The organism is Humibacter sp. (assembly GCF_051954055.1).
GTDB lineage: Bacteria > Actinomycetota > Actinomycetes > Actinomycetales > Microbacteriaceae > Humibacter.
On the sequence record NZ_JBQCIE010000121.1, the window covers coordinates 1 to 19,668 of the forward strand.

26 protein-coding genes, 2 tRNA genes and 1 riboswitch are annotated in these 19,668 nt (G+C 67.9%); of the genes, 11 read left to right on the forward strand and 17 right to left on the reverse strand.

The annotated features are described in order from the left end of the window. Nucleotides 1–129: 129 nt before the first annotated feature. A complete protein-coding gene (locus ACTHNC_RS15755; RefSeq protein ID WP_440295569.1) occupies nucleotides 130–1,143 on the forward strand; it encodes an alpha/beta fold hydrolase in 1,014 nt (337 codons plus the stop codon). A gap of 116 nt (nucleotides 1,144–1,259) precedes the next feature. Here ACTHNC_RS15755 and ACTHNC_RS15760 read toward each other — a convergent pair whose 3' ends face one another. Further along, nucleotides 1,260–1,637 carry a hypothetical protein gene (locus ACTHNC_RS15760; protein WP_440295570.1) on the reverse strand — a complete coding sequence of 126 codons (378 nt, stop codon included), beginning with the start codon at nucleotides 1,635–1,637 and terminating at the stop codon, nucleotides 1,260–1,262. On the opposite strand from ACTHNC_RS15760, the gene ACTHNC_RS15765 reads away from it, so the two are divergent. Then, the gene (locus tag ACTHNC_RS15765) at nucleotides 1,632–1,853 is read left to right on the forward strand and encodes a hypothetical protein (protein WP_440295571.1); all 222 of its coding nucleotides are present in this window, start codon (nucleotides 1,632–1,634) and stop codon (nucleotides 1,851–1,853) included. The genes ACTHNC_RS15760 and ACTHNC_RS15765 overlap by 6 nt on opposite strands. Nucleotides 1,854–1,859: 6 nt before the next feature. Here ACTHNC_RS15765 and ACTHNC_RS15770 read toward each other — a convergent pair whose 3' ends face one another. The 3 genes from ACTHNC_RS15770 to ACTHNC_RS15780 all read right to left on the reverse strand — a co-directional run bounded on the left by ACTHNC_RS15770 (nucleotide 1,860) and on the right by ACTHNC_RS15780 (nucleotide 3,002). Next, nucleotides 1,860–2,438: a helix-turn-helix transcriptional regulator gene (locus ACTHNC_RS15770; RefSeq protein WP_440295572.1), complete on the reverse strand. Its 579-nt coding sequence runs from the start codon at nucleotides 2,436–2,438 to the stop codon at nucleotides 1,860–1,862. Nucleotides 2,439–2,631: 193 nt separating this feature from the next. After that, a tRNA-Arg gene (locus ACTHNC_RS15775) sits at nucleotides 2,632–2,707 on the reverse strand. Nucleotides 2,708–2,741: 34 nt separating this feature from the next. Next, entirely contained in the window at nucleotides 2,742–3,002 is a 261-nt protein-coding gene (locus ACTHNC_RS15780) for a thioredoxin domain-containing protein (RefSeq protein ID WP_440295573.1), read from the reverse strand. A 105-nt stretch (nucleotides 3,003–3,107) separates the two neighbouring features. Between ACTHNC_RS15780 and orn the strand changes: the two genes are divergently transcribed. Together orn and ACTHNC_RS15790 are read left to right on the forward strand one after the other, a co-directional pair. Then, nucleotides 3,108–3,728, forward strand: coding sequence for an oligoribonuclease (gene orn, locus ACTHNC_RS15785; RefSeq protein ID WP_440295574.1), 621 nt, complete (start codon nucleotides 3,108–3,110; stop codon nucleotides 3,726–3,728). 35 nt (nucleotides 3,729–3,763) lie between these two features. Next, nucleotides 3,764–3,836, forward strand: a tRNA-His gene (locus ACTHNC_RS15790). A gap of 45 nt (nucleotides 3,837–3,881) precedes the next feature. Here the strand turns inward: ACTHNC_RS15790 and ACTHNC_RS15795 are convergent. Both ACTHNC_RS15795 and ACTHNC_RS15800 read right to left on the reverse strand, forming a co-directional pair. After that, nucleotides 3,882–4,289, reverse strand: a complete 408-nt coding sequence (locus ACTHNC_RS15795) for a hypothetical protein (RefSeq protein ID WP_440295575.1) — start codon at nucleotides 4,287–4,289, stop codon at nucleotides 3,882–3,884. A 23-nt stretch (nucleotides 4,290–4,312) separates the two neighbouring features. Beyond that, entirely contained in the window at nucleotides 4,313–5,791 is a 1,479-nt protein-coding gene (locus tag ACTHNC_RS15800) for a protein kinase domain-containing protein (protein ID WP_440295576.1), read from the reverse strand. A 170-nt stretch (nucleotides 5,792–5,961) separates the two neighbouring features. Here ACTHNC_RS15800 and ACTHNC_RS15805 point away from each other — a divergent pair, with 170 nt between their 5' ends. Then, on the forward strand, nucleotides 5,962–6,309 hold the full coding sequence (locus ACTHNC_RS15805) for a metallopeptidase family protein (RefSeq protein WP_440295613.1): 348 nt from the start codon (nucleotides 5,962–5,964) through the stop codon (nucleotides 6,307–6,309). A 6-nt stretch (nucleotides 6,310–6,315) separates the two neighbouring features. On the opposite strand, the gene ACTHNC_RS15810 is transcribed toward ACTHNC_RS15805, so the two are convergent. From ACTHNC_RS15810 to ACTHNC_RS15830, 5 genes are read right to left on the reverse strand one after another with little or no spacing between them, the layout of a single operon-like run. Next, nucleotides 6,316–6,576, reverse strand: a complete 261-nt coding sequence (locus tag ACTHNC_RS15810; RefSeq protein WP_440295577.1) for a hypothetical protein — start codon at nucleotides 6,574–6,576, stop codon at nucleotides 6,316–6,318. Further along, complete coding sequence (locus tag ACTHNC_RS15815; RefSeq protein WP_440295578.1) at nucleotides 6,573–7,202, reverse strand: ATP-binding protein; 630 nt, start codon at nucleotides 7,200–7,202, stop codon at nucleotides 6,573–6,575. Before ACTHNC_RS15815 ends, ACTHNC_RS15810 begins: the two co-directional genes overlap by 4 nt. Further along, nucleotides 7,189–7,968, reverse strand: a complete 780-nt coding sequence (locus ACTHNC_RS15820; protein ID WP_440295579.1) for an energy-coupling factor transporter transmembrane component T family protein — start codon at nucleotides 7,966–7,968, stop codon at nucleotides 7,189–7,191. The genes ACTHNC_RS15815 and ACTHNC_RS15820 overlap by 14 nt, the downstream gene beginning before the upstream one ends. Further along, nucleotides 7,965–9,464 carry an ABC transporter ATP-binding protein gene (locus tag ACTHNC_RS15825; protein WP_440295580.1) on the reverse strand — a complete coding sequence of 500 codons (1,500 nt, stop codon included), beginning with the start codon at nucleotides 9,462–9,464 and terminating at the stop codon, nucleotides 7,965–7,967. Before ACTHNC_RS15825 ends, ACTHNC_RS15820 begins: the two co-directional genes overlap by 4 nt. Then, nucleotides 9,461–10,078: an ECF transporter S component gene (locus tag ACTHNC_RS15830; protein ID WP_440295581.1), complete on the reverse strand. Its 618-nt coding sequence runs from the start codon at nucleotides 10,076–10,078 to the stop codon at nucleotides 9,461–9,463. The genes ACTHNC_RS15825 and ACTHNC_RS15830 overlap by 4 nt, the downstream gene beginning before the upstream one ends. A 59-nt stretch (nucleotides 10,079–10,137) precedes the next feature. After that, a riboswitch (TPP riboswitch) is annotated at nucleotides 10,138–10,248 on the reverse strand. A gap of 134 nt (nucleotides 10,249–10,382) precedes the next feature. Between ACTHNC_RS15830 and ACTHNC_RS15835 the strand changes: the two genes are divergently transcribed. Then, on the forward strand, nucleotides 10,383–10,592 hold the full coding sequence (locus ACTHNC_RS15835; RefSeq protein ID WP_440295582.1) for a hypothetical protein: 210 nt from the start codon (nucleotides 10,383–10,385) through the stop codon (nucleotides 10,590–10,592). Between the two features lie 69 nt (nucleotides 10,593–10,661). Here the strand turns inward: ACTHNC_RS15835 and ACTHNC_RS15840 are convergent, their stop codons facing one another. Both ACTHNC_RS15840 and ACTHNC_RS15845 read right to left on the reverse strand, forming a co-directional pair. Beyond that, complete coding sequence (locus ACTHNC_RS15840; protein WP_440295583.1) at nucleotides 10,662–11,003, reverse strand: hypothetical protein; 342 nt, start codon at nucleotides 11,001–11,003, stop codon at nucleotides 10,662–10,664. Between the two features lie 9 nt (nucleotides 11,004–11,012). Continuing rightward, the gene (locus tag ACTHNC_RS15845) at nucleotides 11,013–12,287 is read right to left on the reverse strand and encodes a DNA polymerase IV (RefSeq protein ID WP_440295584.1); all 1,275 of its coding nucleotides are present in this window, start codon (nucleotides 12,285–12,287) and stop codon (nucleotides 11,013–11,015) included. A 66-nt stretch (nucleotides 12,288–12,353) separates the two neighbouring features. Between ACTHNC_RS15845 and ACTHNC_RS15850 the strand changes: the two genes are divergently transcribed. Then, a complete protein-coding gene (locus ACTHNC_RS15850) occupies nucleotides 12,354–13,358 on the forward strand; it encodes an aldo/keto reductase family protein (RefSeq protein ID WP_440295585.1) in 1,005 nt (334 codons plus the stop codon). Between the two features lie 7 nt (nucleotides 13,359–13,365). On the opposite strand, the gene ACTHNC_RS15855 is transcribed toward ACTHNC_RS15850, so the two are convergent. The 3 genes from ACTHNC_RS15855 to ACTHNC_RS15865 form a co-directional block, all read right to left on the reverse strand. Next, entirely contained in the window at nucleotides 13,366–14,016 is a 651-nt protein-coding gene (locus ACTHNC_RS15855; RefSeq protein ID WP_440295586.1) for a hypothetical protein, read from the reverse strand. 70 nt (nucleotides 14,017–14,086) lie between these two features. Continuing rightward, nucleotides 14,087–14,437: a gamma-glutamylcyclotransferase family protein gene (locus ACTHNC_RS15860; RefSeq protein ID WP_440295587.1), complete on the reverse strand. Its 351-nt coding sequence runs from the start codon at nucleotides 14,435–14,437 to the stop codon at nucleotides 14,087–14,089. Next, the gene (locus ACTHNC_RS15865) at nucleotides 14,434–14,781 is read right to left on the reverse strand and encodes a hypothetical protein (RefSeq protein ID WP_440295588.1); all 348 of its coding nucleotides are present in this window, start codon (nucleotides 14,779–14,781) and stop codon (nucleotides 14,434–14,436) included. The genes ACTHNC_RS15860 and ACTHNC_RS15865 overlap by 4 nt, the downstream gene beginning before the upstream one ends. Nucleotides 14,782–14,943: 162 nt before the next feature. Between ACTHNC_RS15865 and ACTHNC_RS15870 the strand changes: the two genes are divergently transcribed. The 4 genes from ACTHNC_RS15870 (at nucleotide 14,944) to ACTHNC_RS15885 (ending at nucleotide 18,731) form a co-directional block, all read left to right on the forward strand. Beyond that, nucleotides 14,944–15,609 carry an NAD(P)-binding oxidoreductase gene (locus tag ACTHNC_RS15870; RefSeq protein ID WP_440295589.1) on the forward strand — a complete coding sequence of 222 codons (666 nt, stop codon included), beginning with the start codon at nucleotides 14,944–14,946 and terminating at the stop codon, nucleotides 15,607–15,609. Continuing rightward, complete coding sequence (locus ACTHNC_RS15875) at nucleotides 15,606–16,268, forward strand: TIGR03086 family metal-binding protein (RefSeq protein ID WP_440295590.1); 663 nt, start codon at nucleotides 15,606–15,608, stop codon at nucleotides 16,266–16,268. Before ACTHNC_RS15870 ends, ACTHNC_RS15875 begins: the two co-directional genes overlap by 4 nt. A 29-nt stretch (nucleotides 16,269–16,297) precedes the next feature. Beyond that, entirely contained in the window at nucleotides 16,298–18,010 is a 1,713-nt protein-coding gene (locus ACTHNC_RS15880) for a long-chain-fatty-acid--CoA ligase (RefSeq protein ID WP_440295591.1), read from the forward strand. A gap of 67 nt (nucleotides 18,011–18,077) precedes the next feature. Next, the gene (locus ACTHNC_RS15885) at nucleotides 18,078–18,731 is read left to right on the forward strand and encodes a DUF1345 domain-containing protein (protein WP_440295592.1); all 654 of its coding nucleotides are present in this window, start codon (nucleotides 18,078–18,080) and stop codon (nucleotides 18,729–18,731) included. Here ACTHNC_RS15885 and ACTHNC_RS15890 read toward each other — a convergent pair. Then, complete coding sequence (locus tag ACTHNC_RS15890; protein ID WP_440295593.1) at nucleotides 18,721–19,665, reverse strand: oxygenase MpaB family protein; 945 nt, start codon at nucleotides 19,663–19,665, stop codon at nucleotides 18,721–18,723. The two genes, ACTHNC_RS15885 and ACTHNC_RS15890, sit on opposite strands and share 11 nt — an antisense overlap. Nucleotides 19,666–19,668: the final 3 nt, after the last annotated feature.

Genomic DNA, 19,668 nt, shown 5'->3' on the forward strand with positions numbered 1-19,668 from the left:
AGGACTCTTCGCAAACGCACCGCATCCTCACGATGGCCAACGCCGTCGCCAAATTCAACTGCTCGAGAAGGTGTGGCCGCTGCGGCTCGTCTGGTGTAGGCATCTCCTATGAGGTGGACAGTCCGTCGAATGGGGGTTCTCTGCATCGCCACGCTATCGGCTGTCGCTGTCATGCTCGCGGGCTGCTCCGGCCCGACGACGACCGAGCCAAAGGCCCGCAAGGACACCTCTTCCATCACCACACCGGTACACGGAGACTTTGCCGGACCGGTCGGCATCGGGGATAACCGGAAGATCTTCATGGAGTGCCGCGGGAGCGGAAGCCCAACTGTGGTGCTCTTATCGGGTTTCGGGGACCGTGCTGATACCTGGCAGAACCTGCCGAGCCCATCGCCAGATTCCGCTGCCGTCTTCCCTCTGACCGCGAGATTCGCCCGCGTTTGCGCTTACGATCGTCCCGGCACGTCGACAGAGGGTCCCACTGGCGCAGAGCCGAGCCGCTCCACTCCCGTGCATCAACCGACCACGGCCAAGGACGCGGCAGCGGATCTTGCCGCCTTGCTGAGCGCGAGCAGACTCCGCGGCCCCTACATCCTCGTCGGCCATTCGTATGGGGGCGATGTCGCCATGCTCTACGCCAGCGAGCACCCCCGCGATGTCGCTGGGCTCGTGCTCGTGGACGCCCTTTCCCCGTTCCTCCCGGATGGACTCACCGCTGGCCAGTTAGCCATCTTCGAGTCACTCAACACCCCGAAAGGAGGGCCTACGGACAAAGAGAGGATCGACTGGTCGGCGAATTTCCAAGAGTTGCGGACCATGCGGCGGCTGCCCGAGCCGGTGCCGACAATCGTGCTCACCGCTGACCACCCTCAGTTGACACCTGACGTGCTCGTATCGGGAAAGCTGCCTCCCGGTGTTGATCAAGCGTTCGCCGATGCGCTCTGGTCAGCTCAGCTGGCAGCTCAAGACAAGCTCGCAATGTTGTATCCCGATGCCGCGCACGTTTCTGACACGAATAGCACGCATTACATCCAACTGGAGCAGCCTCAGCTCGTCGTCAACTCGATCCGTTCCATCCTGGACCGAGCACGCAACGCTCCTATACCGCCAGACCTGAAGCTCACCCCAAGTCCGAGCCCCTGAAGACCTACAAGCCCGAGATCCTTGAATTGGTGCCCCCGGCAGGAATCAAACCTGCGACCAAGAGATTAGAAGTTCAGCGTTTTCGCTCGGTCATACTGATTTTTTTGGTCACTTGATCAGGCATTTTCCTGTTCACAGCACGAGAGGCGGCAGCGCGTCCGGCGCCGGAGGCGGTCCATCGGCCACGAGGGCGCCGACCATCTGAATGGCTCGTTCAGTGAGGTCATCCCCTGGGTAGAACTCTTCGTAAAGCGCCTCGCCTCCGCCCGCGTCGGGACGCCGCAGAGGCCCAGCAGCAGTCGGATGTCTCGGGTGTCGCGTCCCGGACGGTTGGCGCGCAGTTTCATCGCGAGGAGTGCCTCCTTGGAAGCAACCTCGATGACGATGCCGGCGTGGTCGTGAATGGCTTCCCATTCGACGGCCCGTCCGAGCGATGGCACAGCATCCGCGCCGTTGACTTCGAAATTCAGCCAGCCGGGATCCCAGTCGTGCATGAGAGCAACCTTGGCCGCCGCGGTCGCGACCGCAACGTCACTTCCGGGCCGGACGTGCAATGTGTCGAGGTCGCGAGTGGTGCCTCGATCGAAGTACCGCAATGCCAGCGCAGCGCCGCCGACGAGCCGGATGCCCGCCACTTCCCCGGCACTCCGAAGCTCGGCGATGAGGTCGCGCAGACCCGCGATGATGTCATCTCTGTCGAGGGCGGGTAGCCATCGTCACACGCTCGCGAAGGTGTCACGCCAGACGAGAACTCCACGCTTGGCAAACTCTGCGGGCACGTCGGAGGTGGGCGGCACAGGGTCAGCGGGATCAATCTCGAGCCCGCGGGGCTCCTGTACGAACCGGCTCGGTGCGTTGACCCAATCCGGCGAAGGGAGCTTCTCTTCGTCCAGCCGCCACGCCACCAGAGCGGCAAGTGCCGCGTCCCACACGGGATCCGTCGTCGTCTCCGGCTCGGCCAGACCGAGCACACCGCGAACAAGCCCTCGCTCGGCGAGCAGGTCATCGTTCAGCTGGATGAGCGAGCGCAGGGCGCGGTCCTTATCCCCGGCACGGAGCCGATCACGGATCTCCGCCGCAACCGTCGCGGCGTCATCCCGACGAGTCGGCGCCGAGTAGAGCCGATGACCCGCGCCGGCAAGCAGACGATCGACCGTGGCGAACTCGGCATCGCGTCCACGCTCCGACCGCGAAACTGTTGCCTGGTCGATGCTCACCCGCTCGGCCAACTGTTCCTGGGTGAGCCTTCGGCTTTTACGAGCAGCGCGGACCAGAGTCGATGCAACTGCGACCATGACCATCTCCTCAATATGACTCCTAAATCATATTCTATATCGAGGCTTCTCCGACCGCCCGATCGAGTTCTGCGTTCACGGTTGCGAAAACATCAAGCCCGGAGATCGGTCGGCGAAGCGGTTCTCGGGACGAAGACAACAAGTCAGGCGACGAAGAACCAACGACGAGATCGATCACGGAGGATCCTTGAGCTGGTGCCCCCGGCAGGAATCGAACCTGCGACCAAGAGATTAGAAGGCTCCTGCTCTATCCGCTGAGCTACGGGGGCTCAGTGCGACACTCAGGCTACCGCAGGCGGCTGCTCAGACCGCTTTGGCAGCCGCCACAAGCACCTGGGCGAGGTTGGGCACCCCTTCTGCCCTGAACACTTCCGAGCCCTCCTCATTCAACACGATCACGGTCGGTGTCGAACGGATGCCTGCAGCCTGCGCACGCTCCTCGTGAACGACGACGTCGAACTCGGTCACCCGCGCATCCGGTACCAGTCGCTCAGCCTCGGCAAGCACGCCTCTCGTCTGCAGGCACGGCTCGCAGAACGCCGACGTGTACAGGTGCAACTCCACGATCGCGATTGTAGATCGCAGCGCGCTCTCGCAGGATGCCGGCCTTGGAGTAGCTCCGCCCGCGTCACAGCGGACGCGTCGGAGTCCGCCGATAGACTTCACCGCATGCCGACTGCGAACGACGCCCTCGTCTGGATCGACTGCGAGATGACCGGACTCGACCTCGAGAAGGACGAGCTCGTCGAGATCGCCGTGGTGGTCACCGACTTCGACCTGGTGCCTCTCGATCCCGGCATCGACATCGTGATCAAGCCCGACCAGAGCGCTCTCGAGAACATGGGCGACTTCGTGCGCAAGATGCACACCACGAGCGGGCTGATCGAGGAGATCCCGAACGGCAAGAGTCTCGCCGAGGCGGAGTACGAAGTAATGGAGTACATCCTCCAGTACGTCCCGGCCGAGCAGAAGGCACCGCTCGCCGGCAACTCGATCGGCACCGATCGGATGTTCCTGGCCAAATTCATGCCGCGGCTTGACGCGCACCTGCACTACCGCAACGTGGACGTCTCATCCATCAAGGAGCTGGCACGACGGTGGTTCCCGCGCGTCTACTTCCACGCACCGGAGAAGAACGGCGGGCACCGGGCGCTGGCCGACATCCGCGAGTCGATCCGCGAGCTCGACTACTACCGGCGCGCCGTCTTCACGCCCGAGCCCGGCCTCAGCTCCGATCAGTGCCAGAAGATAGCCGACGACGTGGTGAAAATCTGGACCCCTCGCATGTAATACAATCGTGTGGTTGCCCGCACGCGGGCGGCATGGTGGGTGTAGCTCAGTTGGTAGAGCGCCTGGTTGTGGTCCAGGAGGTCGCGGGTTCAAGCCCCGTCACTCACCCGCAGAGAGTGAGGCCGAGAATGCTCGCATTCTCGTGCCGAGCGATCAAGGGTTGAGGCGCGAAGCGCCGAGCACCCCATCTTTCATCCGCCGCACCAGGCCGGGCGCCGTCGTCACCAGGATGACCGCGAAAGCGGTCTGGTTCAGGATGCCCCAGATCGGTGTGCCCGGGTATGTAGCGAACACTGTCCAGTTCACGGCGATGTCCGCGAGGATGACGACGAGACCGAGCATGACGCCGACGGGGCGACGCAGAGCGAGCAACACCACGGTGAGCGGGTCCAGCACCGTCAGCGACGCCCAGAAGACCCGCACCGGCGGCGTGAAGTCCTCGTACGCGTCGAGGCCGCGTGCTATGAGGTCGATGACGTGGGTCGTCGTTCCGACCAGGAACCCGAGGATCCAGACGAGCTGAACAAGCCTCCAGAACGGCTTCGACGGTCGACGGGTCACGACCCCATCGTAGGAACGACAGATCAGACCGCTGCGGGCATCCGTCGGGCGTCGGCGTCCCAGCCGAGGACGAGTGCGGCGAGGTCGGCAAGGTCACGCAACGTGTCGATGTGGGCAGGCTCGATCGGACGTGCCGTCGTGTCGGCGACGCAGAGGGTTCCGATCGGTCCGTTCTCCACGGAGTGGACGGGCACGGCGGCATAGAAACGCAACCGCGCTTCCCCGGTGACCAGGATGTGATCGCGCACCCGCGGGTCGATCGCGGCGTCTTCGACCAGGAGCGTCTCGCCGAGGAACGCGGCGCTCGTGCACACTCCCTCCCACTCGCTCGCGCGCGCGGGGCTCACACCACGGTGCGAGAGGAACCGCACGTTGTCACCGCGCACCATGCTCAGCACAGCCACCGGTACGCCGAACGTGCGCGCGGCGATGCCGGTGATGCGGTCGAACGCATGAGCGAGGGACGGTTCGGACACCGTACCGGCGGGAGCCGCTCGGTGCCTGCTGCTTTCGGCGAGCTCCAGTTGGCGCAGTGCCTGCACGAGTTCGCGGCCGACCGGACGATCGGCGGGATCGCGGCTCGTCATCGCCGCCAGGAGCATCCGCCACGCATCGGGCAGGTCATCGGGGATCACCGGGTCGGACGTGAGGCGTGCGAGCGCCGACTGCACGGGCGTTCCGGGGAAGGTCAGCGTGCGTGTGTGGCACTCGAGCAGCACCAGGCCGAGCGCGTACACGTCGCTTGCGCCGGTGAGCGTGTCGCCGCGCGCCTGTTCCGGGCTGAGGTACGCCGCTGTTCCGGTGGTGACGCCCTCCATGGTCGCACGCTCGGCACCGGTGGCCAACGCAATGCCGAAGTCGGTGAGGCGCGCACGGGTGCGGCCGTTCTCATCCGATACGACCAGCACGTTTCCCGGCGTGAGGTCACGGTGGATCACACCACGGGCGTGAACGTACTCCAGCGCTTCGGCGAGGTCGCACCCGATCTCGGCGATGTGACGCAGCGAGAGCTGCGTTCCCTCGAGGTGGCGGCGCAAGTCGACGCCGTCGACGCGCTCGAGCACGAGATAGCGGTGCGGCGCGCCCTGCGGATCCGGCGCGATCCCGGCATCGATGAGGGTCACGATCGCGTGATGACTAAGCCCGGCGAGAACGTCGATCTCCGCCTCTTGCCGGGTCGAGTCGTCGCCGGAGATCGCGTGCTTGAACACCTTCACCGCGACCTCGCGCCCCAGGTGCTCGTCGATCGCCGAGTACACCACGGACATTCCGCCCTCGCCTAGGGTGCCCGTGATCGTGTACCGGGAGGGCGGTCGGCCGCCCATGGCGCCAGGAACCGACTGGAGACCGCCGTCGGTGGCCGGGTCGGCGATCATCGTCATCAGCCCGTCACCGGTGTAGCCGTCACCCGTGTTCCCGGCGTGCGCACCGCCGGTTCGGACGCTGGTCGGGCCGGTCGCCACGGCGCCGCCAAGGCGCGGCGTGGGCTGGGGGTCGGTCATCGGGTCCTCGGGGGGCTGGTCCGAAAAGGTGCTCGGAGACGGTCTGGCGGGGGCCACCGGTCGAACGAGTGTACCCGCTGCTCCCGACGCTTCGCCGGGGATTGCGTGAGATGACGCCGGACCGATAAGCATCCGCGCGCCTCGCCGCGCATGGCACGCTGGGTTGCGTGATGAGCATGGATGCCGACGCCTTCGAGAAGCTCGTCGTCGAGGAGCTGGATGCGCTCCCCGACGAGATGGTCGACGGGCTCGAGAACGTCGTCTTCCTGGTGGAGGACCGGCCGGCCGACGGATCGCTCGACCTGCTCGGCGAGTACGACGGCATCACCCTCACCGAGCGGGACAGGTACGGCTTCGGGGAGATGCCCGACCGCATCCTCCTCTATCGCGAACCGCTGCTGAAGATCAGCTCCGACGAGAAGCGGCTACGCGAGGAGGTTCACATCACTCTCGTGCACGAAATCGCGCACTTCTATGGAATCGACGACGATGAGCTCCACGAACTCGGCTGGGCGTAATTCGCCTCAGCGCGCGGGATCGTCTTCCGGGTCGCTCTCGTACGGGTCGCTGTCGGGCGCGTCGAACGAATACCGCACGTGGAGTTGCCCATGCACCTCACGACTGTCGAGCGCCTTGTACTCGAATTGCGACTCGATACCGTCGATGGCGGCGTACGCGCTCACTGTCTCGTCATACTTGCCGCCGATGAGGTAGCGGCGGTCAGCGGTACCAGCGAGTGGCCCGTCCACGTATTCGACGATGTACTCGGTTGCGGTGTCGCTCATGGCACAACGGTACCGCGAGGGTGGGCTCCGGTCGCAGCACGCCGAGATGGCGTCGTCGTGTCGATCACGACATCGGCCAACGCCTCCGGCGTGTCACGGTGGACGAAGAGGTCCCACTGCGCCTGCCAGCCGTCCCAGTGCGCGTCGAAGCCTCCGGCGTCGCGGGCGAGGGCCCTTCGCTTGCGGACGTCATCGGCGGCGGTGAGCCAGATCCGCAGGTCGGCGAGTGGTGCGGTGCGACGGGTGAGGCATCCGCATCCCTCGATGATGAGCGGATGCCCGACCGCGACCTGGTGCCACTCGGCAGGCTCCGAACTCGCCCAGTCCCATCGGCGCCAACGCCCGGTTCCCGTGGTGAGCAGCGGCTCCAGCAATTGGTCGGCGACCTGGGCGGATGCCGCCTCGAGGCCGTCCCACCCTGGGTACAGGTCGTCCATGCGCACGAGCCGCGGCGCTGGTTCCGGCCACGCCGCGACGACGGCATCCGCGAACGTGGACTTGCCCGCACCGCTCGGGCCGTCGATGAGCACGACCGGATGCTCCTTCCGAGCCAGCGCACGCGCGACGACGGCAGAAGCTTCCGAGTCGGCCGCGCCCTCGAAAGCGTTCGTCTCATCCGATGACAAAGCGCCAGCTCCCTGTGACCACCGACACAGTGACCGCGAGCGCGGCGACGAGGACCCCGACGCCGAGCACGACCCAGTCACGTCTGCCGAACCGCGAGGGACGCGCCCAGCTGCGGGTCGCGGCGCTGCCGAACCCCCGAGCTTCCATCGCCGTCGCCAGCGAACTGGCGCGCCTGATGGAGAGCACGAACAGGGTGAAAGCCTGGCCGAGCGAGCGCCGAATCGCACCACGTCCGGCGATGCCCCGCGCTCGCCTCGCCAGCCCGAGAGCGCGCCAGTCGTCGGCGAACAGTCCGAGCAGCCGAAACGCGGCGAGGGCACCGAGCACGAACCGTGCCGGCAGACGGAGCACCTGCGCGAGGCTGTCCGCGAGGTCCGTCGGGTCGACCGTGATGAAGAGCAGTACGGCGGGCACACCGACGGCGAGGATGCGCAGGGCGGTGGCGACCGCGAGCCCGATCGAACCGTCGCTCACCTCGATCAACCACCAGTGCAGGTAGACCCGACCAGAGGACTGGCCATAGAGCAGCGTGGTGAGCCCGGCGAGGCCGGCGGCCACCAGGATGGGGCTGAGACGCAGCAGCGCGGCGCGGAACGGGAACCGCAGGCACGCCAGCAGAGCACTCTCGGCGACCAGCGCAACCGCTGCCGACACCCAGTCGATGCTCGCGAGCAGCGCGAGCGCGATCGTGAAGGCCGCACCGAGCTTCGCCACGGGATTCACCGAGGCGAGGCGCGTCGCGCGCAGGGGCTCGGTGAACGTCACGACGCACTCACCAGCGGGTCAGCGACGGTCAGCTCTCGCCGATCCGCGTCCAGGGCGCCGACCAGGTCGAGATCGTGCGTGGCGAACACCACGGCGCTTCCCGCGTCGCGCACCTCGGCCAGCAGCGCGACGAGCTCGCGCCAGGTGACGGCATCCTGTCCGAATGTCGGTTCGTCGAGCACGAGCATCCTCGGCGCCGTCACGATGGCCGTGGCCACCGATAACCGTCTCTTCTGCCCGCCGGACAGGGTGAACGGGTTCGCGCGGGCGAGCGCATCAAGTCGCAGTCTGGCCATCACGTCGTCGATGACCTCGTCGGCGTCGCGGCCACGGATGCCGGCGGCTCGCGGCCCGATCGCGAGCTCGTCCCGCACGGTGGCTGCGACGAACTGGTGCTCGGGGTTCTGGAAGACCGAGCCGATCCTGGTGACGAGAGCGGACGACCTCCAGTCGAACGGCGATGCCGCCAGCCCGTTCCGCAGCTCGTCCGCGGCGGTGACTCTTCCGGCGATCGGCGGCAGGAGGCCTCCGATCGTGAGAGCGAGCGTGCTCTTCCCGGCGCCGTTCGGCCCGGTCAGGGCGAGCGCGGAGCCCGCCCGAACCGCAACCTCACCCACCGGTATACGGGGGCCTCGCGGCCTGCCGACCGTGAGGTCGTGACCGGCCAGCAACACGCCACCCGGTGTTCCGGACCCCCCGGAGCGCCGCCCGACCGGCTGCCTCTGGTTCTGCGGCAGCCACACCCCAGCCTCGGAGAGTTCGGCGTGACTTCCCTCGAACACGTCGTTAGGACGGCCATCTGCGAGAAGCCCGCCACGTCCGTCGAGCACGACGACCCGGTCGACGAGATCGAGCCAGACGTCGACCCGGTGCTCGACGACGATCAGGGTGGCGGCGGTCGCATCGAGCGCCGCGCGGACGGCATCGCGGACCTCGCCGACGCCGTTCGGGTCGAGGTTCGCCGTCGGCTCGTCCAGCAGCAACGCGCCAGGGCGCATCGCGAGCAGGCCGGCCAGCGCGAGGCGCTGCTTCTGTCCGCCGCTCAGCGCAGTTGTCGGATGCCGCGTGTCGACGTCGAGACCGACGGCATCCAGTGCCGCATGAACGCGGGGCCAGATCTCGGCACGTGGCACGCCGATGTTCTCGCACGGGAATGCCACGTCATCGCCCACCCGGGCGAGCACGGTCTGGGATTCCGGATCCTGCAGCAACAGCCCGGCTCTGCCTCGTACGGCGCCGGGATCGGCGCTGTCGAGCAGCAGGCGACCCTCGGACTCGCCGTCGTCGTCACCGCCGAGCACGCCGGCGATGCCGGCCAGAAGGGTGCTCTTTCCCGACCCCGATCCGCCGAGGAGCAGGACCCGCTCCCCCGGTTCCACGTGCAGGTCGAGGTGACGCACCGCCCAGGCGGCCCGGCCGGCGTGCCGCCAGCCCCACCCGGTCGCGTGGATGGCGGCCGGGCTCCCGTCCAGGGCGGCTTCTCGGGAGCGGCTCACACCCGCTCCGTCACCTCGCGGCCCGCGCCGAATCTGCTCAGTGCTCCGGTCTTCGCGAGCCCCCTCACGATCGCCCAGGAGCCGAGGCCCCCGATGATCGCACCGGAGAGGATCGTGCCGGCCGCGTACACGACCGCGAACGACGGCTTGGCTCCCGGATACCAGACGAGCAGGTCGAGCACCGACTCGCCGACTCCCGCTCCGGCGCCGGCGAGGAGGGCGACGACCCAGTTCCACCGCGCATACAGCACGATGAGGAAGACGAGCTCGGCCCCAGCGCCCTGCACGAGCCCGGAGAGCAGTGTGAGCGGACCCCACTGCGTGCCGATCAGCGCGGAGACGGTCGCCGCAACGAGTTCGGTGAACAGCGCGGCGCCAGGCTTGCGCACGACGAGTCCGCCGAGTACCCCGGCGAACAGCCATGGCCCGTTGATGATGCCCTGGAGTCCGGGTAGCGCGGCCGTGATCGGGGCGCCGACGGGGTTGGATGCCTGGTCCCATACCCAGAACACCAGTCCGGCGACGACGGCGAGGACGGCGGCGACGACGATGTCCACGACGCGCCAGCGGAGGACTCGAGTCCGTCCCGTGGTGGTTGCGATGTTTGCGTGCACGATACGTGCCCTTTCGTTCGATGAAACGTGGGCACGGGTGGATGCCCCGCACGTGCGGAGCGCCCCAGAGACGGCCTCCCTGCGCTGGCATGACCCAGATCAGGTTCGACGGTCGAAGGTTGGAGTACCTTCCTCTCAGCCCGGCTCACCGGACTCCCGTGTTCGACTGACGATTATAGTCGGCCACGGGGTTCTGAGGACGGCTCACAGGTGTCGCCCGATTCCCCGGCGAAGACCCAGGAAACGTGCGCGTAGTCTGGAGCGCGGGCCCCGCGCCCGCGCGGAGCTTCACGAGGAGGCAGCCATGGTCATCATGTGGGTGCTCCTCGTCGTGGCATTGGCGTTCGTGATCCTGCTGCGCCTCTACGTCATGCGGATGCGCAAGTTCGAGCGCATCGTCGCCGAGCGCCGAGCCGAAGCCGCACGGCTCGCGGCTGCCCGCGCCGCGCGGGATGCCGCCGCTCGTCGCGCTCGCGAACTCGAAGAGGCTGAGGAGCGCTCGAGCACCGAGTGACATGGCGATCGCCGTCGCGCACGGTCGCGGGCGACACCGGCAGCTGGTCGTCCGCTTGGCGCTGACCGGTCAGCGACGTCGGCGACGCAATGCGCGGAAGATCAGCGCGACGCCGCGAGTGGCGACCCACGCGAACGGAATCGCGACGGCAAGCAATGCGATCGGGTTCGGCTCGAACCGCACGCCCGTCTTGTCTTTGATGTAGGCGCCGATCGGGACGCTGGCGCCTCCTCCGCCACCACCGGAGCCGGACGCCGGTTCCTGCGTTCCCTCTCCCCCGCCGAACCCGAACCAGGCGAGCGCCACGGGGATGACGGTGACGTCGTCGAGTTCCACCGGGTCGCCGTACGCGGTACGCACCCCTGCGGTGGACTTGACGGAATCGGCGAGTCTGAGCACGAAGTCAGCCATAGCCCCACGCTACCGGGGCTCCTCCCGCTCGCGCAGCACCTTCGCGTTGGCAGTGTCGCCGACTCGGCGCGGCTCGGTACCGACGAGGGCGGCAGAGGTGACCGCTCCCGCCCCGAACCGCGCGGCCACCCGATCGATCGCGTTCTCGGCGTCGCGCCAGTCCTCATCGGGGTCCCACAGAACCGGCGCGTTCGCTCCGCCGGGAACGAGCTGCTCCGCTCGCACGCCCAGCAGCCGGATGGCGTCGCTCGGCTGCAGCACGGCATCCAGAAGCGACGCGGCCTCTTCGTAGACGCGACGACCGACGTTCGTGGGCTCCGTCAGGGTGCGCGAGCGGGAGATGGTGCGGAAGTCCGCGTAGCGCAGCTTGAGGGCCACCGTCCTCGCCGTCAGACCGTGTGCTCGCAAACGCGCGGCGACCTGACCGGAGAGCCGGAGCAGCTCACGTCGCAGCATCGAGGCATCCGTCACGTCGTGCTCGAACGTCTGCTCGTGTCCGATGCTCTTCTCCCGCGATTCCGGTTCGACGCCTCGGGGATCGACGCCGTTCGCAAGCTCGTGCAGTCGCACGCCAGACGCGTCTCCCACCCACCGCCGCAGCACGTCCAGCGGTGTCGAAGCGACGTCCGCGACCGTGCGGAGTCCGTAGCGATGCAGTGTCTCCTGGGTGGACGGCCCTACGCCCCACAGCGCACCGATCGGCAGTGGATGCAGGAACGCGAGCGTCTCGGTCGCCGGAATCACGAGCATCCCATCGGGCTTCGCCTTGGTCGAGGCAAGCTTCGCCATGAACTTCGTGGCGGCGACGCCCACCGAACACGTCAGGCCCGTTTCCGCGAAGACGCGGCGACGGATGCCCGCCCCCATGCTCGAAGGCGACCCCAGCAGCCGCACGGCACCTGCGACGTCGAGGAAGGCCTCGTCGATGCTGACCTGCTCCACCAGCGGCGTGACGTCGCTCAGGATGCCCACCACCTGGGCCGAGTAGTGCGCGTACTTGTCGAAGTGCGGCTCCAGCACGACCGCGTCAGGGCACAGCCGCAGCGCCTGCGCCACGGGCATCGCGCTCCGCACACCCGCCAGCCGTGCTTCGTAAGTGGCACTGGAGACGACGGAGCGACCGGACGCGTGCCCCACGATCGCCGGACGTCCGCGCAGCTCCGGATGGTCGAGCAGTTCGACGGACGCGTAGAAGGCATCCATGTCGACGTGCAGCTTCGTCGCGCCCGTGTCGTCGACGGGCCCGACGGTCACCTGCCTATCTCGCCCGTCGCCGCGTCCCACGCGCTTCAGTTTCTCACCATGGTCTGACATTGCCCGAGCCCGGTGCACGCCAGATAGCGTTATCTCATGCATTTCAGATACCTGGGAAACAGCGGACTCAAGATCTCCGAGATCATCTACGGCAACTGGCTCACTCACGGTTCTCAGGTGGAGAACGACACCGCGACGGCGTCGGTGCACGCCGCGCTCGACGCCGGCATCACCACGTTCGACACGGCGGACGCGTACGCCAACACGGCAGCGGAGAAGGTTCTAGGTGACGCGTTGAAGGGTCAGCGCCGGCAGTCGCTCGAGATCTTCACCAAGGTGTACTGGCCGACCGGCCCAAGCGGCCACAACGACACCGGCCTGAGCCGCAAGCACATCATGGAGTCGATCAACGGTTCGCTCGAGCGTCTCGGCACCGACTATGTGGACCTCTACCAGGCGCATCGCTACGACTACGAGACGCCGCTCGAGGAAACCATGCAGGCGTTCGCCGACCTCGTGCGCGCCGGAAAGGTGCTCTACGTCGGCGTCAGCGAATGGACGGCAGAGCAGCTTCGCGCGGGACACGCCCTGGCCAAGGACCTCGGGTTCCAGCTCATCTCCAACCAGCCGCAGTACTCCATGCTGTGGCGCGTGATCGAGGAGAAGGTCGTTCCGACCTCGGAAGAGCTGGGCATCTCGCAGATCGTGTGGTCGCCGGTCGCGCAGGGCGTGCTCACCGGCAAGTACAAGCCGGGAGCCGAACTGCCTGAGGGCAGCCGCGCCACCGACGACAAGGGCGGCGCGAGCGCGATCAAGCGGTTCTTGACGGATGACGTGCTCACCGCGGTGCAGAAGCTTCAGCCCATCGCCGACGAGGCCGGCCTGACGCTCGCCCAGCTCGCCGTCGCCTGGGTGCTGCAGAACCCGAACGTGGCGGGCGCCATCGTGGGTGCTTCGCGTCCGGAGCAGGTGGAGTCCAACGCGAAGGCCGCGGGTGTCGAACTCGACGAGGCCGTGCTCGCACGCATCGACGAGGCGATCCTCCCGGTCGCGGTGACCGACCCGTCGCACACGAAGTCACCGGAGTCGCGGGTCGCCTGACGCCCGTTCAGACCAGCGCGGCGACGAGCGGCTCGAACCATTCACGGAACGCCGCATGGTCGTCGCGCAGGCTCCAGCTGACGACGACCGTGTCGGGGCCCACCACCCATGCGCCGGGTTCGGCCAGCGGCAGCGCCTCGATGTCCAACCGGAACGAGCCGGCCTGCCTGCGCAGCTCGTGTTCGCGTTCTCGCACGATGTCGACGATGTCGGCCGAGTACTGCAGGTGGTGGGCCAGGTCGTCGGCGACGTATTCGGCGCGGCGCTCCCTCGCCCAGGCGACGGCATCCTGGAAGCGCTCGATGACGAGGTCCTGCAGTGCCAGTTCGCGGTCGAACGCGGCGAAATGCGGCGGCAGGAACACGGTGCTCCACGAGCCGACCGCGTTCGCCCGCAGCACCGCTCTGCGCCACCAGTGCGTCCACTCCTCGCCGAGCTGTGCGAAGGGATCGGGCTGGGCAGCATCCCACGAGGCGGATGCCGCGGTCGCAAGAACGCGGTTGGGAACCGGGCGACGTTCCACGGCCGGTACGACTGCCGGCAGGGCAGGATCACCGACGCCCGCGAGTCCAGCAAGGTCGCGAAGGCAGAGTCCGATCAGCAGGTCGAGCGGACAATCCTCCGTCACCCGCCATCGCAGCGTGCCCTCCACGAGCATGATCTCAGAATAGGATCCGGCGCCGACACCGGCACCCGATTGACATCAGATCACCTGGGCAGGCTGAGCGTCAGTTTGCGAGGCTGGCGGCGTCGACATAGAGCCACGCCGTCTCGCCGGTGGAAAGCGTCACAGCGACGCGGGTGTAGTCGTCGACTTCGTATGCGTCCGCGGCTGCGAGGTCGTCGTCCGTGAGCTCGAGGACGGCTCCGTCCACGATGTCGGTCGGTTCGCCGGTCGCACGCGCGAACGGATGCTCCGCACTGCCGCTGAGCTCGATCACGTGCGGGTCGGTGATGGCGACCGTGTCGAGCACGTAACCGGGGAGCTCGGCGCTGCGCATCGGCATCCGTCGGCCGAAGGTGGCCTCCTGCACCGCAGGGAGCCGGAGGGTTCCATAGGAGAACAGCAGGTGCGTCACGAGTCCGCCGCTTCTTCTCCGACGTCCTCCGAGGTGTCCGCGACCGGTGCCGTGACGAGCAGGTACTCCGGGATGTTCGCCCGGGCGACCGGCCCCGTGCCATCGACGCGGTACTGCGGCTCGTCGAATGCGACGGTCCACACGCGTCCGGACAGCGGCTCCACCTCGAACGCACCGTGGGCGATGCCCGATGCGCTCGCGACGATCACGCCGGTCGGGTCGCCGACCCAACCCTTCGGCCCCTGCCGCTCGTCGTCGATCACGTGCACCTGCACGCCGACGCCGAAGGACTCTTCCTCACCGCCCGGGGTCTGCTTCTCCCGCCGCCACCACACGACTGTCATTGTCCCACCTGCGCGGTGGAGCGACTGCGCGCGCGGTGGAGCTTGGAGCGAAGGCCCGGTGGGCCTTCGCCGCGACCCCAGCGCCGAGTCAGCTGCGCTGACTCGGTTGGTAATGAAGCGTCCTACCTGCGCGGCCCTCTATGGGCGAGCATGATGGGAGGCATGACACGCGTGGCGATCATCGGTGCACACGGCAAGGTCGCGCAGCAGCTCATGCGGGTGCTGTACGACGAGGGTGACGACTTCATCGGCATCGTGCGGAACGAGGATCATGCCGACGACATCTACCGGTTCGGCGGCGAGGGCGTGCTGCTCGACATCGAGCAGGCCGAGCCGGATGCCATCGCCCACGCGGTCGAAGGAGCCGACGCGATCGTGTTCGCCGCTGGGGCCGGTGCGGGTTCCGGTGTGGAGCGCAAGGGAACCGTCGACTTCGGGGGTTCCGTGAAGTCCCAACGCGCAGCCGAGCTGGCGGGCATCCGGCGATTCGTGCAGGTCTCTGCGTGGGGCGTCGACGATCCTGTGTCGGACGACGCCGACGACTCGTGGCGCGCCTACGTCACGGCGAAACGCGATGCGGATGCCGAACTGCGTCGCGGCGAGCTGGACTGGACCATCGTGCGTCCGGGTTCGCTCACGCTGGAAGACGGAACGGGCCTCGTCGAGGCTGCCACTCGCGTTGAGCGTGGCTCGATACCTCGGGAAGACGTCGCCCGGGTGATCGTGGCGGCCCTACGCAATCCCGGTACGATGCGAACCCAGTTCGAGCTCGTCTCCGGGTCGACTCCGATCGACGAGGCCGTCGCGAAGGTTGCAGGTCAGGAATGAACGAGCGCGATCCTCGGTTTTGGAACACGCACGACGACGCACTGAGCGACGACGACGCACCCACGACCGGCATCGAGAAGGGCCCCCACATGTCATTCGCCGACTGGCTGCGCGTGCAGCAGCAGGCGCACCTCGCCTTCGGCGATCGCCTCGCGCTCGTCACCGACTGGAGCGCGCCGACGCCCGACGAGGACTGGGACGTCAGCGCCCTGGTGCGCCACGTGATCGAGGAACAGCAGTGGGTTCCTCTACTCCTCGCCGGCCGCACCGTCGGCGAGGCGCGATCACGGCTTGAGCCGCTGGGCGACGACCTGGTCGCCGAGTGGGAACGCTACTCGGCGGATGCGACTGCAGCGTGGGCATCCGTCGACCCGCATGCCAGGGTGAATCTCTCGTACGATACCGTGCCCGCCAGCGCCTACCTGCGCGAGCAGGCCTCCGACGTGATCGTGCACACGTGGGATCTCGCCCGTGCCGTCGGGGCTGACGAGAACCTCGGCGAGACGCTGGTGGCGGCGGCGTGGACCGTCTTCGAACCGCAGAAGGACGCCCTCGAGGCCAGCGGCCTGTTCGCCTCGCCGGTGCCGATCGACGAGGATGCCTCGCTGCAGTCCCGTCTGCTCGCCCTGACCGGTAGAGACGACCGCATCGCGGCCTGAGCGTTCCGGCGTCGCCCTACGCTGGGCACATGACCGAATCCGTCGAGCGTCCCTGGCTGTCGAGCTATGCCGAAGGCGTGCCGGCCGACATCGAACCTCCGACCGGATCGCTGCCGCGACTCATCGAGGACTCGGTCGCCGCGTACGCAGAGCACGTCGCACTCGAGTTCTTCGGGGCCACAACGACGTACCGGCAGCTCGGCGACGCGATCCAGCGCGTCGCCGGCGGGCTCGCCGCCCTCGGCGTACGGGCGGGTGATCGCGTGGCGATCGTGCTGCCGAACTGCCCGCAGCACGTGATCGCGTTCTACGCAGCCCTGCGCCTGGGCGCCGTCGTCGTCGAGCACAACCCGCTCTACACCCCGCGCGAGATGCGACACCAGTTCGAGGATCACGGCGCGACGGTCGCGATCGCGTGGACCAAGGTGGTCGCCACGCTGCAGGACATGCCGGCCGACATCGGCCTGAAGACCATCGTCGCCGTCGACATCGTGGACGCCATGCCCGCGCGCATGCGATTCGCACTACGGCTCCCCGTGAAGAAGGCGCGAGAGTCCAGGGAGAGGCTGCGTTCCCGGGTCGCCGGCGCGGTGAGCTGGGACTCGCTGGCGAAGGCGGAGCCGATCGACGCATCCGTTCCGCGCCCCGAGGTCGACGACCTCGCGCTCATCCAGTACACGAGCGGCACGACGGGAGTGCCGAAGGGCGTGATGCTCAGCCACCGCAACCTGGTGGCGAACGCGGCGCAGGCGAGGGCCTGGGTGCCGACGGTGCCGCGCGGGACATCCGTCGTCTATGCCGTGCTCCCGCTGTTCCACGCGTACGGTCTCACGCTGTGCCTCACGTTCGCCATGAGCATGGGCGCCCGGCTCGTGCTCTTCCCCTCGTTCGACGCCGACCTGGTGCTACAGGTGGTGAAGAAGCGCCCGGCGACGTTCCTGCCGGCCGTTCCGCCGATCTACGAGCGCCTCGTGACGGCCGCGGCGATGAGAGGTGTGTCGCTGTCGGGCATCCAGATCGCGATCTCGGGTGCGATGAGTCTTCCGTCGACGATCGTCGACCTGTGGGAGAACGAGACCGGCGGATACCTCGTGGAGGGGTACGGACTGAGCGAGGCATCCCCCGTTCTCATGGCCAATCCGGTGGGCAGCACCCGCAAGGCGGGCACGGTCGGGCTGCCGCTGCCCAGCACCGAGTTGCGCGTCGTCGACCCTGACAATCCGGACCGCGTGCTTCCGTACGGCGAGGCGGGCGAGCTGCAGGCACGGGGGCCTCAGGTGTTCGGCGGCTACTGGCACAAGCCGGATGAGACGGCGAAGGTGCTGGATGCCGACGGCTGGCTGCGCACGGGAGACGTGGTCACCATGGACGAGCAGGGCTTCGTGCGCATCGTCGACCGCATCAAGGAGCTCATCATCACCGGCGGGTTCAACGTGTCGCCCACCGAGGTGGAGGAAGAGCTGCGCGGGTACGAGGGCATCGCGGATGTCTCGGTCGTCGGGCTGCCGCACTCCAGGGGCGGCGAGGATGTCGTCGCCGCCGTCATCATGAAGCCGGGCACGCCGTTCGACGAGGACGCGATCCGGGCGTTCGCCAGGTCGACGATGACACCGTACAAGGTTCCGCGGCACGTGTTCGAAGTGGACGAGCTGCCCAGGTCGATCGTTGGCAAGGTGCTGCGCAGGCAGGTGGTGGAGCTGCTGACCAAGCGGCTGGGCGACACCGCGCCGGGCGAAGGCTGACGCGCTCGGCACGGCAGCTGCGGCGCGCCCGCGCGTCGGCGGCACTGGTGCGTGTCAGCATCATGCCGTGACGTTCTCGATCGATCCGGAGGGACGGAACCGCTCGCGCCTCCGCTTGATCTCGATGCTCGTCGTCGGCCTGATCGTGGGCGTGACGATCGGCTTCACTGCCTCCTGGTGGTACGCAGCCGTCGGCGGCTGGGCCAGCGCGTGCGCGGTGTACATCCTGTGGGTATGGCTCGTGGTGGGCCGCTTCGACGGCGCGACCACGAGGGTGCACGCCACCCGGGAGGATCCGGGCAGGGCGGCCAGCGACCTGCTCGTGGTCTGCGTCACGGTGGCGAGCCTCGGGGCGGTGGCCATCCTGCTGCTGCACACGAGCCAGGCGAAGGGCGGAGCGCAGGTCATCGGCGCCATGATGGCACTGCTCAGCGTCGCTCTGTCGTGGACGCTTCTTCACACGCTCTACATGCTGAGGTACGCGCGCCTCTACTACCAGCCACCGGTCGGCGGGATCGACTTCAACGACGACGAAGATCCCCGCTACGTCGACTTCGCGTATCTCGCGTTCGACCTCGGGATGACGTTCCAGGTGTCGGACACGAGCATCCGCTCCACGCAGCTGCGTGCGGTGATCCTGCGGCACACGCTGCTGTCTTACGTGTTCGGCGCCGTGATCCTCGCCTCGACCGTCAACCTCGTCGCGGGCCTCAAGCCCTAGACGCGTTCCGTCCGGCGTCCTGCAGGCGCGCAAGCCGTACCCGTGCCGCCCGCTCACCGGCGGTCTGCGGCCCGAGCAGTGCACCCGCACCGCGGAGCACGAGGCGGGTCGCGGATGCCGCAGGCAACGGCACGGGACCGAGGTGCGGCATCCGGAGATCAAGCAGGTCACGGAATCGAGGCTCCAGGGACGCGACGGCTCCTGCGAAGAGCACGGCGTACGACGGTCTCAGGCTGCGACGCACCGGAGCCCTGCGCACGAAATCCACCACCTCTCGCGTGCGCTCGTCGCACCTGAGCTCGCCTCTGTCGGCGAACCCGTGGAGCGCGGCCTTCAACTCCCGTCGGGTGCGCGGAGGATCGGGAACACCCATCAGCTCACCGGCGATCGCCCACTGATCGACATAGGCGTCCGAACCACCCGGAATCGGTCCGCCCCAGCGCTCGTGCGCCGTGAGGAACGCGTCGGCGAACGCGAGATGCACCCAGGTGGAGAGGTAGGGGTCGTTGGCGGAGTAGTGCGCGGGTCGACCGTGGCCATCGACGTAGTCGCCGACCACATGCTCGTGCAGTCGCTTCACCCAGGCCGACCCTGCTGCGGCCTGCGCGGTGTCGCCGTAGCTGACGGTGAAGATCCAGCGGATGGTCCCGTTCAGCCTGCCGAGCGGATCCTCACGGAAGCGGGAACGATCGTAGACGCCGGCGAGAGCTCCGGGGTGCAGCGCCTGCATGAGCAGGGCACGGATGCCCGCGACGAGCGTCGGCATTCCCCCGTGCACGGCCCAGACGGCGGAGCCCGGTCCGAAGAAGCCGGCATCCTGGCCCGACTCGAACTCGGTCACCCAGGCGGGCACACCGGTCCGCTGACCGCTCAGCGTCTCCTGCAGACGCGCGCGCAACGGCTCCGTCAGGCCGGGCAGGATCGCACGCGACACCGG

Coding starts and splice junctions, on each gene's coding strand:
- ACTHNC_RS15755 (WP_440295569.1), top strand. CDS start 130: ATGGGGGTTCTCTGCATCGCCACGCTATCGGCTGTCGCTGTCATGCTC.
- ACTHNC_RS15760 (WP_440295570.1), bottom strand. CDS start 1,637: ATGCACGACTGGGATCCCGGCTGGCTGAATTTCGAAGTCAACGGCGCG.
- ACTHNC_RS15770 (WP_440295572.1), bottom strand. CDS start 2,438: ATGGTCGCAGTTGCATCGACTCTGGTCCGCGCTGCTCGTAAAAGCCGA.
- orn (WP_440295574.1), top strand. CDS start 3,108: ATGCCGACTGCGAACGACGCCCTCGTCTGGATCGACTGCGAGATGACC.
- ACTHNC_RS15800 (WP_440295576.1), bottom strand. CDS start 5,791: ATGACCGACCCCCAGCCCACGCCGCGCCTTGGCGGCGCCGTGGCGACC.
- ACTHNC_RS15805 (WP_440295613.1), top strand. CDS start 5,962: ATGAGCATGGATGCCGACGCCTTCGAGAAGCTCGTCGTCGAGGAGCTG.
- ACTHNC_RS15810 (WP_440295577.1), bottom strand. CDS start 6,576: ATGAGCGACACCGCAACCGAGTACATCGTCGAATACGTGGACGGGCCA.
- ACTHNC_RS15835 (WP_440295582.1), top strand. CDS start 10,383: ATGGTCATCATGTGGGTGCTCCTCGTCGTGGCATTGGCGTTCGTGATC.
- ACTHNC_RS15840 (WP_440295583.1), bottom strand. CDS start 11,003: ATGGCTGACTTCGTGCTCAGACTCGCCGATTCCGTCAAGTCCACCGCA.
- ACTHNC_RS15850 (WP_440295585.1), top strand. CDS start 12,354: ATGCATTTCAGATACCTGGGAAACAGCGGACTCAAGATCTCCGAGATC.
- ACTHNC_RS15855 (WP_440295586.1), bottom strand. CDS start 14,016: ATGCTCGTGGAGGGCACGCTGCGATGGCGGGTGACGGAGGATTGTCCG.
- ACTHNC_RS15865 (WP_440295588.1), bottom strand. CDS start 14,781: ATGACAGTCGTGTGGTGGCGGCGGGAGAAGCAGACCCCGGGCGGTGAG.
- ACTHNC_RS15870 (WP_440295589.1), top strand. CDS start 14,944: ATGACACGCGTGGCGATCATCGGTGCACACGGCAAGGTCGCGCAGCAG.
- ACTHNC_RS15875 (WP_440295590.1), top strand. CDS start 15,606: ATGAACGAGCGCGATCCTCGGTTTTGGAACACGCACGACGACGCACTG.
- ACTHNC_RS15880 (WP_440295591.1), top strand. CDS start 16,298: ATGACCGAATCCGTCGAGCGTCCCTGGCTGTCGAGCTATGCCGAAGGC.